14 protein-coding genes and 1 other RNA gene are annotated in these 13,036 nt (G+C 71.6%); 13 read left to right on the top strand and 2 right to left on the bottom strand.

Features of this window, described 5'->3' with window-relative positions; all coding sequences use genetic code 11:
- On the top strand, positions 1–515 hold a 515-nt coding region (locus ABZY12_RS14250; protein WP_356889861.1), incomplete at its 5' end, for an LPXTG cell wall anchor domain-containing protein.
- Between the two features lie 99 nt (positions 516–614).
- Here ABZY12_RS14250 and ABZY12_RS14245 read toward each other — a convergent pair.
- Positions 615–809 carry a hypothetical protein gene (locus ABZY12_RS14245; protein WP_356889859.1) on the bottom strand — a complete coding sequence of 65 codons (195 nt, stop codon included), beginning with the start codon at positions 807–809 and terminating at the stop codon, positions 615–617.
- Between the two features lie 236 nt (positions 810–1,045).
- Between ABZY12_RS14245 and ftsE the strand changes: the two genes are divergently transcribed.
- The 5 genes from ftsE (at position 1,046) to ssrA (ending at position 4,971) form a co-directional block, all read left to right on the top strand.
- Positions 1,046–1,735: a cell division ATP-binding protein FtsE gene (ftsE, locus tag ABZY12_RS14240; RefSeq protein ID WP_345487862.1), complete on the top strand. Its 690-nt coding sequence runs from the start codon at positions 1,046–1,048 to the stop codon at positions 1,733–1,735.
- Between the two features lie 21 nt (positions 1,736–1,756).
- The gene (ftsX, locus tag ABZY12_RS14235) at positions 1,757–2,674 is read left to right on the top strand and encodes a permease-like cell division protein FtsX (protein ID WP_356889856.1); all 918 of its coding nucleotides are present in this window, start codon (positions 1,757–1,759) and stop codon (positions 2,672–2,674) included.
- Positions 2,675–2,752: 78 nt separating this feature from the next.
- A complete protein-coding gene (locus ABZY12_RS14230) occupies positions 2,753–3,910 on the top strand; it encodes a S41 family peptidase (RefSeq protein ID WP_356889854.1) in 1,158 nt (385 codons plus the stop codon).
- A gap of 18 nt (positions 3,911–3,928) precedes the next feature.
- Positions 3,929–4,471 carry an SsrA-binding protein SmpB gene (gene smpB, locus ABZY12_RS14225; protein WP_356889852.1) on the top strand — a complete coding sequence of 181 codons (543 nt, stop codon included), beginning with the start codon at positions 3,929–3,931 and terminating at the stop codon, positions 4,469–4,471.
- Between the two features lie 107 nt (positions 4,472–4,578).
- Positions 4,579–4,971, top strand: a transfer-messenger RNA (tmRNA) gene (gene ssrA / locus ABZY12_RS14220).
- Positions 4,972–5,000: 29 nt separating this feature from the next.
- Here the strand turns inward: ssrA and ABZY12_RS14215 are convergent.
- Positions 5,001–6,272 (bottom strand): MFS transporter, encoded by a 1,272-nt coding sequence (locus tag ABZY12_RS14215; protein WP_356889850.1) that lies wholly within the window; start codon positions 6,270–6,272, stop codon positions 5,001–5,003.
- A gap of 82 nt (positions 6,273–6,354) precedes the next feature.
- On the opposite strand from ABZY12_RS14215, the gene ABZY12_RS14210 reads away from it, so the two are divergent.
- From ABZY12_RS14210 to ABZY12_RS14180, 7 genes are all read left to right on the top strand, one after another.
- The gene (locus tag ABZY12_RS14210; protein ID WP_356889848.1) at positions 6,355–7,329 is read left to right on the top strand and encodes a LysR family transcriptional regulator; all 975 of its coding nucleotides are present in this window, start codon (positions 6,355–6,357) and stop codon (positions 7,327–7,329) included.
- A gap of 296 nt (positions 7,330–7,625) precedes the next feature.
- A complete protein-coding gene (locus ABZY12_RS14205; protein WP_356889846.1) occupies positions 7,626–8,981 on the top strand; it encodes a nitrate/nitrite transporter in 1,356 nt (451 codons plus the stop codon).
- A 74-nt stretch (positions 8,982–9,055) separates the two neighbouring features.
- Positions 9,056–10,195, top strand: a complete 1,140-nt coding sequence (locus tag ABZY12_RS14200; protein ID WP_356889844.1) for a uroporphyrinogen-III synthase — start codon at positions 9,056–9,058, stop codon at positions 10,193–10,195.
- A 113-nt stretch (positions 10,196–10,308) separates the two neighbouring features.
- A complete protein-coding gene (locus tag ABZY12_RS14195) occupies positions 10,309–10,818 on the top strand; it encodes a GNAT family protein (RefSeq protein ID WP_356889842.1) in 510 nt (169 codons plus the stop codon).
- Between the two features lie 72 nt (positions 10,819–10,890).
- Positions 10,891–11,442, top strand: coding sequence for an ABATE domain-containing protein (locus tag ABZY12_RS14190; RefSeq protein WP_356889840.1), 552 nt, complete (start codon positions 10,891–10,893; stop codon positions 11,440–11,442).
- Between the two features lie 117 nt (positions 11,443–11,559).
- On the top strand, positions 11,560–12,147 hold the full coding sequence (locus ABZY12_RS14185; protein WP_356889839.1) for a sigma-70 family RNA polymerase sigma factor: 588 nt from the start codon (positions 11,560–11,562) through the stop codon (positions 12,145–12,147).
- Positions 12,144–12,995 carry a zf-HC2 domain-containing protein gene (locus tag ABZY12_RS14180; protein WP_356889837.1) on the top strand — a complete coding sequence of 284 codons (852 nt, stop codon included), beginning with the start codon at positions 12,144–12,146 and terminating at the stop codon, positions 12,993–12,995. The genes ABZY12_RS14185 and ABZY12_RS14180 overlap by 4 nt, the downstream gene beginning before the upstream one ends.
- Positions 12,996–13,036: the final 41 nt, after the last annotated feature.

Genomic DNA, 13,036 nt, shown 5'->3' with positions numbered 1-13,036 from the left:
CGAACCCGAACCCGGCGAACCCGAACCCGGCCGACCCGAACCCGGCGAACCCGAACCCGGCGAACCCGAACCCGGCGAACCCGAACCCGGCGAACCCGAACCCGGCCAATCCGAACCCGGCCGACCCGAACCCGGCGAACCCGAACCCGGCCGACCCGAACCCGGCGAACCCGAACCCGGCGAACCCGAACCCGGCGAACCCGAACCCGGCGAACCCGGACCCGACCAACCCGGGCGAGGACACCACGGGTGGTAACAACGGCGGTTCGTCCACCGATGGTGGCGCCGGCACCTGCACCGTCGACCTCGACGGTGCCGAGTGTGTCGACAACAACCCCGGCACCAACAACGCCGGCTCGCAGCCCGTCGAGCAGGGCAAGGCCAAGGAGGAGCTGGCCGAGACCGGCGCCGCCGAGACGACGTTCCTGATCATCGGTGCCGCCACGATGATCGCCGGTGGCATCGGTTTCCGGATGCTTCCGCGCCTCGTCGCCGGTGGCCGTGCCGCCGTCTGAGCGGACCGGTAGAGCATGAAGGAAGGGCCGGGGGTCACCCCCGGCCCTTTCCCGTGTCCGTCCGGCTCGCGTGCGTCGCGCTACGCGGTCCGCATCGCGCTACGCGGTCTGCAGCGCCGCGAGCAGCGCCACCGCCGCCACCAGGGCGATCAGCAGCGTCAGCAGCATCGCCGGCGTCAGCCCGCCCAGCGGGCCCTCTTCCTTCAGGCGTTCCCGGTTCGCGCGGCAGACGGCGCAGCGGCCCTCCGCGACGGGGGCCGCGCAATTGGCGCACACCAGTCGGTCATAGGTCATGCGCTCTCCTCCTCCCGCACAGGGGTCCACACCGTGGTCAACGTCCGGCGGTACCCGTGCGTTCCCCCTACCACTGTGCCAGCTCGCGAGCGTTTCGGCGCGCCCCGCCGGATTAAGCCCGTTCCGCCCGAAAGGACGAAAAGGATAAAGCACACAAGCTCGGACCGCGACTGCGCGGGCCATCCCCGTTCGCGTAAGGTCGCGCACACCTACTCCCGGCCGACCGTGGTGCATCCGTGATCCGATTCGACAACGTCTCCAAGTCCTATCCGAAGCAGAACCGCCCCGCGCTCCGGGATGTATCCCTGGAGATCGAGAAGGGGGAGTTCGTCTTCCTCGTCGGTTCCTCCGGCTCCGGAAAGTCGACTTTTCTTCGGCTGATCCTTCGCGAGGAGCGCGCCAGCCACGGCCAGGTGCACGTCCTCGGCAAGGATCTGGCCCGGCTCTCCAACTGGAAGGTGCCGCACATGCGCCGCCAGCTGGGGACCGTCTTCCAGGACTTCCGCCTGCTGCCCAACAAGACCGTCGCCGAGAACGTGGCCTTCGCCCAGGAGGTCATCGGCAAGCCGCGCGGCGAGATCCGCAAGGCCGTGCCCCAGGTGCTCGACCTCGTCGGTCTCGGCGGCAAGGAGGACCGCATGCCGGGCGAGCTCTCGGGTGGTGAGCAGCAGCGCGTCGCCATCGCCAGGGCCTTCGTCAACCGGCCCATGCTGCTGATCGCCGACGAGCCCACCGGCAACCTCGACCCGCAGACCTCCGTCGGCATCATGAAGTTGCTCGACCGCATCAACAGGACAGGGACCACCGTCGTCATGGCGACCCACGACCAGAACATCGTCGACCAGATGCGCAAGCGCGTCATCGAGCTCGAAAAGGGCCGTCTCGTCCGCGACCAGGCGCGTGGCGTCTACGGATACCAGCACTGAGCAGGTAGGGGAACAGACACCATGCGCGCTCAGTTCGTGCTCTCCGAGATCGGCGTCGGTCTCCGGCGCAATCTCACCATGACGTTCGCCGTCATCGTCTCCGTGGCCCTCTCGCTCGCCCTGTTCGGCGGCGCGCTGCTCATGCGCGAGCAGGTCAGCACGATGAAGGACTACTGGTACGACAAGGTCAACGTCTCCATCTTCCTCTGCAACAAGAACGACGCGGCCACCTCGCCCAAGTGCGCCAAGGGTGCGGTGACCGCGCAGCAGAAGGAGCAGATCGAGGCCGATCTGAAGAAGATGGACATCGTCGAGAAGGTCATCCACGAATCGACCGACGAGGCGTACAAGCACTACAAGGAGCAGTACAGCGACACCGCCATCGCCTCCGTCATCACGCCGGACCAGATGCAGGAGTCGTTCCGGGTGAAGCTGCACGACCCGGAGAAGTACAAGGTGGTCGCCACCGCCTTCGCCGGGCGGGACGGGGTGGAGTCCGTCCAGGACCAACGCAACATCCTGCAGAACCTGTTCGACCTGATGAACGGCATGAACATCGCCGCACTCGGTGTCATGGGACTGATGCTGGTCATCGCGCTGATGCTGATCGTCAACACGGTGCGCGTCTCGGCCTTCAGCCGACGGCGTGAGACCGGCATCATGCGACTGGTCGGTGCCTCCAGCTTCTACATCCAGATGCCGTTCATCATGGAGGCCGCCTTCGCCGGTCTCCTCGGTGGAGCCGTCGCCTGCGTCATGCTGTTGGTCGGCCGGTACTTCCTCATCGACCACGGCATCGCGCTCGCCGAGAAGATGCAGCTCGTCAACTTCATCGGCTGGGACGCGGTGCTCGCCAAGCTGCCGCTCGTCCTCGCGATCGGTCTGCTGATGCCTGCCTTGGCGGCCTTCGTGGCGCTGCGCAAGTACCTCAAGGTGTGAGAAGCGCCGCCTGAGTACTCCGGGCGCCGTGCGGTCAACAACCGTACGGCGCCTTTCGTTTGTCCTAGAGTGGGCGCCATGCCGGTCGGCCCCGAGTTCTGTCCGCGGCCCCGCGGAGTGTTCCGTGGGGCCGTTCTCGCGTTGGTTTTCGCCGCTGTCCTCGCCGCCGCCGCCGTCACGGGCTCGCTGCCACGGCAGGAGCCGGCGGGCACCGAGCCGTCCTCGCGCCGTGCCCTCGTCGACCGCGGCGCGCTCAACCGCGCCGCCGCCGAGGCGATGGCCGACGGCAAGTCGGGCAAGCAGGCCGCCGAGGAGTTCGTCAGCCGCAGCGGTGACCGCTGGGGCGCGGTGTACGGCCCGGCGGAGTACGAGGAGTTCGAGCAGGCCCTCGACGGCTCGTACACCGGCGTCGGGCTCTCCGCCCGGAAGGCGGGGGAGGGGCGCGTCGAGATCAGCCGGGTACGGGCCGGCGGGCCGGCCGCCCGGGCCGGGCTGCGGCCCGGCGACCGCCTCGTCACCGTCGACGGGCGTTCCGTCGGCTCGCTCTCCGTCTCGGAGGTCGTCTCCCTGCTGCGTGGAGACGGCGTCCCCGGCTCCGCCGTCGTCCTCGGCGTGGAGCGCGGCCGCACCGCCTGGACCGTGTCCCTGCGCAGGGCCAGGCTCGCCACCGAGGACGTCACCGTGCGGCGCCTGGGCGACGGAACCGTACTGATCAAGGTGGCCGCCTTCACCAAGGGCACGGGGGAGCGGGTACGCAAGGCGGTGCGGCAGGCCCGCCCGGGCGCCGGAGTCCTGCTGGACCTGCGGGGCAACGCCGGCGGGCTGGTCGCCGAGGCCGCCGTCGCCGCCTCCGCCTTCCTGGACGGCGGGCTGGTCGCCACGTACGACGTCGAAGGAGAGCAGCGCGCCGTGTACGCCCAGAGCGGCGGGGACACCGAGCGGCCCGTGGTGGCGCTGATCGACGGCGGCACGATGAGCGCCGCCGAGCTGCTGACCGGGGCGCTGAAGGACCGGGGCCGGGCGGTCACCGTCGGCTCGCGCACCTTCGGCAAGGGCGCCGTGCAGATGCCGAGCACGCTGCCCGACGGGTCCGTCGCCGAGCTGACCGTCGGCCACTACCGCACTCCGGCCGGGCACGGAGTGGACGGCCGCGGGATCACGCCGGACCTGGCCGTGAGCGAGCGGGCCGAGGAGCGGGCGAGGACGGTATTGAGTGGCCTCGGAGGGGGGTCGTAGTGCGAAAATGGCCGCACTATGGCAAAGGGACTCGTGAACGTGCAGGGCAAGCCTGCCAAGAAGAAGGACCCTGAGAAGGGTCCTGAGCGCAAGATCATCGCGCAGAACAAGAAGGCGCGGCACGACTACCACATCATCGACACCTACGAGTGCGGCGTCGTGCTCATGGGCACCGAGGTGAAGTCGCTGCGCATGGGACGGGCGTCGCTCGTCGACGGCTTCGTCCAGATCGACGGCCACGAGGCGTGGCTGCACAACATCCACGTGCCCGAGTACATGCAGGGCAGCTGGACCAACCACTCGGCGAAGCGGAAGCGCAAGCTGCTCCTCCACCGCGCCGAGATCGACAAGCTGGAGTCGAAGGCGCAGGAGACGGGTCACACGATCGTGCCCCTCGCGCTGTACTTCCTGAGCGGTCGCGTCAAGGTCGAGATCGCGCTCGCCAAGGGCAAGAAGGAGTACGACAAGCGGCAGACGCTCCGGGAGAAGCAGGACACGCGGGAGACGAACCGCGCGATCGCGGCGGCGAAGCGGCGCCAGCGGGCGGCGCAGTCAGCCTAGGGCGCAGTGCGTCCGGGCCGGTGGGAATACGCTGGCGACGGTCCCTGTTGTTCACGTACGATGGGCCCCGCACCTCACAGCGGGTGCGTGTTTTGAAAAATCAACATGGGGATGATCGGTTTCGACAGCGGATGTCGAAGCAGGGGAAGCGTGTCGAGGAAGCGGCAATGATCTCGTAAACCATATGTCGCAACCAATAATCGCCAACTCCAAGAGCGATAACTCCCGCTTCGCCCTCGCTGCCTGATTTCAGGTAACGACTAGAAGCCTCTGTGAGGAGCGTCAGCCCGGGGATGGTCCCGACCCGGATCCTGGCGTCATCTAGGGATCTAAACCTCTAGCCCCGGTCACGGGGGCCTGAGGGAAATCAAACAGTGACTGAGCCCGTCGGAGACTTGTCCGCGTGATCTCCGGGGCTGAGAAACTCGTAGCGGACTGCACACGGAGAAGCCCTGTTTCCGCACCGTTGGACGCGGGTTCGATTCCCGCCATCTCCACTCATCCCATGTGGGCACCGGCCCGGCAGTCGTCACGACGACCGCCGGGCCTTTGTCATACCCATGCCGACGGCCAGCGCCAGCGCCAGGGCCGCAGCCGCCGGTGGGACCAGGAAGGCGTGCGCCGTCGTCGGAGCGTGCTCGGCCGTCCAGCCGCCCACCGCCGAGCCGGCCGCGACGCCGCCGAGGAGGGCGGTCACCGCGAGGGTCATGCCCTCGTTCAGACGGCCGGGCGGGGTCAGCCGCTGGGTCAGAGCCATGCCCGTGACCATTGTCGGGGCCGTCGCCATGCCCGCCACGAGCAGGCCGGCCGCCAGGCCCGGGAGCGAGCCGGTCGAGGCGCCGAGCAGCGGCAGCGTCATCAGGACGGTCATCGCGGCCAGACAGGTGCCGAGGCCGGCCGAGCGCCGCGTACGGCCGTAGACCAGGCCCGCGGCGCAGGAGCCGGCGGCCTGCAGCGCCAGCACGGGTCCGGCGACCGGGCCGTCCACATGGGCCAGCGCGACCACCTCCATCGCCCCGAAGACCGCGCCCGTGGCCAGGAAGACGCCGAGGAGCGGCACCATGCCGGGCGCGCGCAGCGGAGAGACGGAGCCGGGGCCCGAGACGGCGGCGCGCGGCGCGACCGGGGGCTCCGTGGAGCGCTGGGCCGCGAAGATCAGTACACCGGTGAACAGCAGGATCGCGCCGACCAGGGTGCCCGCCTCCGGGAAGAGCCCCGCGCACAGGAGCGCGGCCAGGACCGGGCCCAGCATGAAGCAGAGCTCGTCGGCGGCCTGCTCGAAGGCGTTCGCGGTGTGCAGGGCAGCCGGGTCGCCCTGGTGCAGGTGGGCCCAGCGGGCGCGGGACATGCCTCCGGTGTTCGGTGTGGTGGCGGTCGCCGCGTACGCCACGAAGAGGGTCCAGGCCGGTGCCCCGGCGCGCACGCACAGCAGCAGGGCGAGTGAGCCGAGGCAGGCCAGCGCGGCGGCCGGGACGGCGATCCGTGCCTGCCCGTACCGGTCGACGAGCCGAGCCGTCCAGGGCGCGACCAGGGCGGTGGCGGCCAGTCCCGTGGCGGTGACGGCGCCGGCGAGCGCGTACGAGCCGTACGAACCGGCGATCATGATCACCGCGCTCACGCTGAACATCCCCATCGGGAGGCGGGCGATCAGATTGCCGACCGTGAAGGCGCGGGCCCCGGGGGTGGCGAAGAGACGGAGGTAGGGATCGGTCCCGGCGGTGGGGCGCCGGGCCGGCCGGTCGCGGTAGCGCGGGGCGAACGCCGGGCCCGCCGGGGTGAGCGTGAGGTCGTGGTGCGGCATGGGACCAGCCTCGGGGGAGGCCGCCGGGACGGTCCAACACCTGATCCGTGGCCATTCACGCGCGCGCGTTGTTAAATGCGGGGTGGCCCCTTCCCCGTACGCGCACGACATCGAACCGCGGCTCCTGCGCGCCTTCACCGCCGTCGCCGACGAACTGCACTTCACCCGCGCCGCCGCCCGGCTCTACGTCGCCCAGCAGGCGCTCAGTCGCGACATCCGGCGGCTGGAGCGGGAGTTGGGCGCCGACCTGTTCGTACGGACCACCCGGCAGGTCACGCTCACCCCGGACGGCGCGCGTCTCCTCCCGTACGCGCGCGGTGTGCTGGCGGCATGCGACGCACTCAGCGACGCCTTCCGGGCGGCGACCCGGCCACTGCTCGTCGACCTCAACACCACGGGCCTGGCGAACGGCCGCGTCCTGGAGCGGGCGCGCGAACTCGCCCCGGACCAGGAGCTGATGGCCCGTTACGAGAGCGGACTGACCGGGGCCGCCGCGCAGATCCTGGCCGGGGGTCTCGACGTGTCCTTCGGCCGGTTCGGCGGACTCGGCGCCGCCCAGCGGACCGGACTCGCCTCGCAGTTCGTACGGTACGAGTCGATGGCGGTCCTGCTGCCCGAGGAACACCCGCTCGCCGGCCTGGCGGCCGTGCCGCTGGCCGCGCTGGCGGGCGAGAGCGTCTACGCGGGCGCGGGCAACGACCGCACGGCGGAGTGGACCGACCTGGCCGCCCGGCTCTTCGCGGGACGGGGCATCACGGTCGCGCCGCGCGCGCCGAGGGCCGTCGGGAAGGAGGAGTTCCGCCGGATCATGGCCAAGCTCGGCACCCCCGCGCTCGTGGTGGTCGACTTTCCGCCGATACCGGGGAGCGTGCTGCGGCCCCTGGTCGACCCCGTACCGCTCTCCCCGGTGAGCCTGGTGTGGCGCAAGGGGCTGAGGCACCCGGGGCTCGACGCGCTGCGCACGGCCGCGGCGGAGATCGGCCGCCGGGAGGGCTGGCTGGAACGCCCGGCGGACTCCTGGCTGCCGGCGGACGAGGCGGGGGTCCCGGCGGCCTGACCGGCACCGCGCGCGTAGGGTCGGGCCGGGCGACGCCGACAACGGCCGGGCGACGCCGACCGGGCCGGGTGACGCCGACCGGGCCGGCCGACCGGGCCGGGCGCCGCGGGCGCCGGCGGAGGCGGGGCGGGCCGGACGGCGGGGGCGTACTCACATCCCGGCCCGGCCACGGGTGAGAGCAAGGTTCCGCACCCGTCACTTCCCGCCACCGGTCTGAAACGCGGCCCGCCTAGCGTCTGGTCCACGAGGTCCAGAGCATCTGGGCGCTCGAGACCCCGACACCGTGGAGGTACGTGATGGGCGGCCGGTGGATCGAACGGTGGGAGCCGGAGGACGAGACCTTCTGGCGTGAACAGGGAGAGCGGATCGCCAAGCGCAATCTGCTCTTCTCCGTGCTCTCCGAGCACATCGGCTTCTCCATCTGGAGCCTGTGGTCGGTCATGGTCCTCTTCATGGGGCCGGAGTACGGCATCGACCCGGCCGGGAAGTTCTTCCTCATCGGGACCGCCACCTTCGTCGGCGCGCTCATCCGGGTCCCGTACACCTTCGCCGTCGCCCGGTTCGGCGGGCGGAACTGGACCATCTTCAGCGCGCTGCTGCTCCTGCTGCCGACGGGCTTCGCCTACGCCGTGATGGAGCCGGGCACGTCGTACAACACCTTCCTCCTGGTCGCCGCGCTCACCGGAGTCGGCGGCGGCAACTTCGCCTCGTCCATGACCAACATCAACGCCTTCTTCCCGCTGCGGAAGAAGGGCTGGGCGCTCGGCCTCAACGCCGGCGGCGGCAACATCGGCGTCCCGGTCGTCCAGCTCGTCGGCCTGCTCGTCATCGGCACGGCGGGCGCCATGCACCCGCGGGTCGTCCTCGGGGTCTACCTCCCGCTGATCCTGGTCGCCGCCGTCTGCGCCGCGCTCTTCATGGACAACCTCGCGCCCGTCAGGAACGACACCGGCGCCGCCAAGGAGGCCGTCAGGGCCGGCCACACCTGGATCATGGCCTTCCTCTACATCGGCACCTTCGGTTCGTTCATCGGTTACAGCTTCGCCTTCGGCCTGGTCCTGCAGACCCAGTTCGGGCGCACCCCGCTGCAGGCCGCCTCGCTCACCTTCATCGGTCCGCTGCTCGGCTCGCTGATCCGGCCCGTCGGCGGCTCCCTCGCCGACAAGCACGGCGGCGCCCGCATCACCCTGTGGAACTTCGCCGGGATGGCGGCCGCGACCTCCGTCGTGATCTACGCCTCGGTCGTCGAGTCGCTCGCCGTGTTCCTGGTCGGCTTCATCGGCCTGTTCGTCCTCTCCGGCCTCGGCAACGGCTCCACGTACAAGATGATCCCCGCGATCTTCCTCGCGCAGGGGCACCGCAAGGGGCTGTCGGGCGAGGCGGCCGAGTCGTACGGCCGCAGGCTCTCCGGGGCCTCCATGGGCCTGATCGGCGCGGTCGGCGCGATCGGCGGGCTCGGCATCAACCTCGCCTTCCGGCAGTCCTTCCAGACCGCGGGCACCGGCACCTCCGCCTTCGTCGCCTTCCTGGTCTTCTACGCGGCCTGCATCGTCGTGACCTGGGCGGTATACCTTCGCCGGCCGGCCGTCGTACCGGACACCGCGGAGGCCGCCGAGGAGAAGAAGCCGCAGCTCGGATACGCCGAGGTGTGATCGGAGTGGTCCGTAACGGCCAAGAAATACGGGCGAACCGAGTCTGTCACGGAGCACCGTCAGGCTCGGTCGTCATGTACGAGCAAGAGCAGGGTCCCCTCGCGGGGTTCACCGTCGGAGTCACGGCGGCGCGGCGCGCGGACGAGCTGGGCGCGCTCCTCCGCCGCCGTGGCGCCGCCGTCGTCCACGGTCCCGCACTGCGGATCGTGCCGCTGGCCGACGACACAGAACTCCTCGCCGCGACCAAGGAACTCATCGACCACGCCCCCGACGTCGTCGTCGCCACGACGGCGATCGGCTTCCGCGGCTGGGTCGAGGCGGCGGACGGCTGGGGGTACGGCGAGGAGCTCCTGGACCGCCTGCGCGGCGTCGAGGTCCTGGCCCGCGGCCCCAAGGTCAAGGGCGCGGTACGGGCGGCCGGCCTCACCGAGTCGTGGTCGCCGTCGTCCGAGTCCATGGCCGAGGTCCTCGACCGGCTGCTCGCCGAGGGCGTCGCCGGGCGGCGGATCGCGCTCCAGCTGCACGGTGAGCCGCTGCCGGGGTTCGTCGAGGCGCTGGAGGCGGGCGGGGCGGAGGTCGTCGGCGTCCCGGTCTACCGGTGGATGCCGCCGGAGGACATCGGCCCGCTGGACCGGTTGCTCGACGGCGTGCTCGCCGGCTCCCTGGACGCGGTGACCTTCACCAGCGCGCCGGCCGCCGCCTCCCTGCTGACGAGGGCGGAGGATCGGGGGGTGCTGCCGGAGTTCCTCGCGGCGCTGCGGCACGACGTGCTCGCGGTCTGCGTGGGGCCGGTGACGGCCCTGCCGCTCCAGGCGCACGGCGTCGACACGCTCCAGCCCGAACGCTTCCGGCTCGGGCCGCTGGTGCAGCTGCTCTGCCGGGAACTGCCCTCCAGGGCCCGTACGCTCCCGGTGGCCGGCCACCACATCGAGATCCGCGGCCAGGCGGTCCTGGTCGACGGGGGCCTGCACCCGGTCCCGCCGGCCGGGATGGCGCTGCTGAACGCCCTGGCCCGGCGCCCCGGCTGGGTCGTCTCCCGGGCCGACCTGCTGCGCGCCCTGCCGGGCGCGGGCCGCGACGAGCACGCGGTGGAGACGGCGATGGCGCGGCTCCGCACGGCCCTGGGCACGCCGAAGCTGATCCAGACGGTGGTCAAGCGGGGCTACCGGCTGGCTCTGGACCCGGCGGCGGACACGAAGTACGGGAACGAGTAGCGGGCCCCCGGCTGCGGCGGGCGACGGGCGCCCCGGGTGCGGCGGGTGGCGTGGCGGCTCGGTGCCCGCCCGGGCGTGGCGCGGGACCGGGGGGCGCGGATTACCGTACGGGCGTGATCCGCATCCGGCCCGCCGAGCCCACCGACGCCCCCGCCCTCGCCACCGCGCTCCTGCGCAACCGGGAGCACATGCGCCCCTATGAGCCGTACCGGCCCGAGCGGTACTACACCGCCGAGGGGCAGGCGGAGCGGCTCGCGGACGGAGGGGAGAGGTGGTTCGCGGTCGACGGGGAGGCGATCGTCGGCGCCGCCATCCTCTCCGGGATCGCCCTCGGGCCCTTCCGCAGCGCCTCCCTCGGCTACTGGGTCGACGGCGCGTACACCGGCCGGGGCCTGGCCGGACGACTGGTCGAGGAGGTCTGCCGGGCCGCCCGTGAGGAGCTCGGCCTGCACCGGATCGAGGCCGGCACGGCCCTCGCCAACCACGCCTCCCAGCGCGTCCTGGCCAAGAGCGGCTTCGAGCGGATCGGCACCGCGCCCCGCTACCTGCACATCAACGGCGCCTGGCACGACCACCACCTCTTCCAGCGCATCCTTCACGACAACCCGCCGCCGAGGGACTAGTCGCGCACGACGGCCGGGTGCACTCTGGTCGGGCGCCCGAACGGCTTCCGACCCCGAGGTGGTGACAGGGACATGACCGTACGGTTCGACTCCGGGCGGATCTGCCTGGACCTGGCCGCGCAGCCGCTCGACCGCACCGAGACGCTCGACCGCTTCCTCCACGCCACGGGGCTCGTCCCGGTCACCACGCCGCTGCGTGCCCTCGACCCGCTCTGGGTCCTCCGCTTCCGCGAACTGCGCGACTGCGTCGACGCGTTGGTCCATGCCCAGCTCGAAGGGGAGTGCCCGGCGACCGTCGACCCCGCCCTGGAACGGCTCAACTCCCTGGCCGCCGCCTCCGCGCCGCCCGCACCCCGCGCCGTACGCACCGAAACGGGCGTGCTCGTACGGGCGTTGAGCGACGAGCCCGAGTGCCGGGCGCTGCTCGCCGCCGTCGCCCGGGACGCCGTCGACCTGCTCACCGACCCGGCCGCCCGCGCCCTGCTGCGCCAGTGCGAGGGCGACAACTGCCGCCGCTGCTACCTCGACACCTCCCGCGGGCGCCGCCGCCGCTGGTGCTCCAGCGAGCTGTGCGGCAACCGCGAGCGCGTCGCCCGCCACCGGCGCCGGAAGGTCGCCGCGTAACGCACCCGGAAGGTCGCCGCGTCACCCGCCCGGAAAAAACTTCCCCCGGCGTTGAGTGCGATCCGCTTCCGCCGCGTACCCATCGACGACAACAGGGTCTCGACCGGGGAGGTACAGGTGCGCGAGGATGCGGCCGTGGCCGATGACCGTCCGCATCGGGCCCGGCATCGCAGCGAGGTGACACGCTTCCGACCCGCCGTCCCCGACGAGGAGTTGATGCGCGCCCTCTACCGCGAACACGCCGGGCCCCTGCTCGCCTACGTACTGCGCCTCGTCGCCGGCGACCGCCAGCGCGCCGAGGACGTCGTACAGGAGACGCTCATCCGTGCCTGGAAGAACGCCGGTCAGCTCAATCGGGCGACCGGTTCTGTCCGACCCTGGCTGGTGACGGTCGCCCGGCGCATCGTCATCGACGGCCACCGAAGCCGGCAGGCCCGGCCCCAGGAGGTCGATCCGTCACCGCTCGAGGTCCTGCCCGCGGAGGACGAGATCGACAAAGCGCTGTGGCTGATGACGCTCTCCGACGCACTCGACGATTTGACCCCCGCCCACCGGGAAGTGTTGGTCGAGACCTACTTCAAGGGGCGTACGGTCAACGAGGCGGCCCAGACACTCGGCATACCGGCCGGGACCGTCCGGTCCCGCGTGTTCTACGCACTGCGGTCGATGAAGCTCGCGTTGGAGGAGAGGGGGGTAACGGTATGACGTCGCAACACGATGCGGCGGGTGCCTACGTGCTCGGCATCCTCGACGCTGCTGACGCCGCCGCGTTCGAAGCACATCTCACGCGCTGCGAAGTGTGTGTCGCGCACGTGGAGGAGTTCGCCGGCATGGAGCCGATGCTCGCCCTCCTGGCCGAGGCACCCCCCGCGCCGCCCGGAGCGGCCGCCGCCGGCCCCCACGCCGTCGACCCCTACGCCGACGACGCCTTCGACGCCTTCGCGCCCCGTCCGCCCGTTCCCCCGGCCCGTGACCCCCGGCCGGCGGTCGCGGCCGCCCCGTCCCCCGGACCCGAAGTCCTCGACCGGCTCGTCGACGAGGTGGCCGCCCGGCGGGCCCGTACCCGCCGCCGTACCCGCTACCTCGTCGCCGCGGCCGCCGTCCTGATCATCGGCGGCCCCGCCGTCGCCGTCGTCGCCACCTCCGGCGGCGAGAAGGAGAACCGGGCCGTCGAACCCCACCCGACCAGCCCCGCCGAGGACGCCTTCTTCCACCACATGGAGGAGAAGATCCAGGCCACCGACCCGACCACCAAGGTCAGCGCCACCGTCGGCCTGGAGAAGAAGGGCTGGGGCACCCACACCGTCCTGGAGCTCAAGAACGTCAAGGGCCCGCTGAAGTGCCGGCTCGTCGCCGTCTCCAGGAGCGGCGAGGAGGAGGTCGTCACCTCCTGGGCCGTGCCGAAGTGGGGATACGGCATCCCCGGAGCCGCCACCGACGCGGCGAAGAACCCGCTCTACGTGCACGGCGGGGCGGCCATGGACCGCGACGACATCGACCGGTTCGAGGTCCGTACGTTCGACGGCGCCCGTCTGGTGGAGGTCGACGCCTGACACGGGGCCCCCGCGTGGCATAAGCTCGACGGCTGCCCCAC

The sequence above is a fragment of the Streptomyces sp. NPDC006551 genome (genome assembly GCF_040611675.1).
Classification (GTDB): Bacteria; Actinomycetota; Actinomycetes; order Streptomycetales; family Streptomycetaceae; genus Streptomyces.
This window is presented reverse-complemented; position numbering and strand designations above follow the sequence as displayed.

What these genes read in the sequence shown, in the direction of transcription:
- ABZY12_RS14245 (WP_356889859.1), bottom strand. Translation starts at nt 809, where the DNA reads ATGACCTATGACCGACTGGTGTGCGCCAATTGCGCGGCCCCCGTCGCG.
- ABZY12_RS14205 (WP_356889846.1), top strand. Translation starts at nt 7,626, where the DNA reads ATGGGCGGCCGGTGGATCGAACGGTGGGAGCCGGAGGACGAGACCTTC.
- ABZY12_RS14215 (WP_356889850.1), bottom strand. Translation starts at nt 6,272, where the DNA reads ATGCCGCACCACGACCTCACGCTCACCCCGGCGGGCCCGGCGTTCGCC.
- ABZY12_RS14230 (WP_356889854.1), top strand. Translation starts at nt 2,753, where the DNA reads ATGCCGGTCGGCCCCGAGTTCTGTCCGCGGCCCCGCGGAGTGTTCCGT.
- smpB (WP_356889852.1), top strand. Translation starts at nt 3,929, where the DNA reads ATGGCAAAGGGACTCGTGAACGTGCAGGGCAAGCCTGCCAAGAAGAAG.
- ABZY12_RS14190 (WP_356889840.1), top strand. Translation starts at nt 10,891, where the DNA reads ATGACCGTACGGTTCGACTCCGGGCGGATCTGCCTGGACCTGGCCGCG.
- ftsX (WP_356889856.1), top strand. Translation starts at nt 1,757, where the DNA reads ATGCGCGCTCAGTTCGTGCTCTCCGAGATCGGCGTCGGTCTCCGGCGC.
- ABZY12_RS14180 (WP_356889837.1), top strand. Translation starts at nt 12,144, where the DNA reads ATGACGTCGCAACACGATGCGGCGGGTGCCTACGTGCTCGGCATCCTC.
- ABZY12_RS14200 (WP_356889844.1), top strand. Translation starts at nt 9,056, where the DNA reads ATGTACGAGCAAGAGCAGGGTCCCCTCGCGGGGTTCACCGTCGGAGTC.